This is a genomic window from Streptomyces sp. AC627_RSS907, from assembly GCF_019049165.1.
The window spans coordinates 1-581 of the sequence record NZ_JAGMUE010000457.1 but is presented as its reverse complement, the minus strand read 5'-3'; the positions used below and the strand labels follow the sequence as shown (position 1 = coordinate 581).

Sequence of the window (581 nt, the reverse complement as noted above, 5' to 3'; positions counted from 1 at the left end):
GTAGAGCCGGCCGCGCCCGGTCAGCGTGCCGTCCGCCACCCGCAGCTCGCCGGCCTCCGCGTGCGGGGCCCGCAGCCAGCTCCGCAGCGAGAGGTTGCCGTGCTTGGTGGTGTACGGGATGCACACGGCCAGCGGCGACAGGCTCGGGCCCGGCCTGCGGTCCACCAGCGAGCGCAGGTCGTTCAGGCCGGGCGCGAGCCGCCGGGGCCGCTCGTCGCCCACGGCCACGTACACGTCCCAGCGGCCCTCGGGCAGCGCGACCGTGCTGGGCAGCACGGCCCGTACCCGCCGCTCACCGGCCGGCGACAGCGGCAGCCGCACCTCGTCGGCGCCCTCCGCGTCGCCTCGGAGCCTGAGCACGAGCGCCGCGTTCCAGTCGGCGGGGTCGGGCAGCGCGAGGTCGACGATGTCGAAGGTGAGGCCGCCTGCGGAGTCGGCGACGCTGTCCGCGCGCAGCGGCGCGCTCGCCTCGGGCCGGGAGGCGGGCGTGGGCAGTTGTGCAGGGGGGGTCGTCATGCGGCACGTACCTTTCTGAACGCCTGTCGTCCGACGTCCTTGGTCGCGTACACGCCACTGAGCAG

General features: G+C 75.9%; 1 pseudogene. It reads right to left on the bottom strand.

Annotated features, from left to right (window positions below):
• A pseudogene (locus tag KUM32_RS36445) lies at positions 1–516 on the bottom strand (hypothetical protein); the annotation flags it as partial.
• Positions 517–581: the final 65 nt, after the last annotated feature.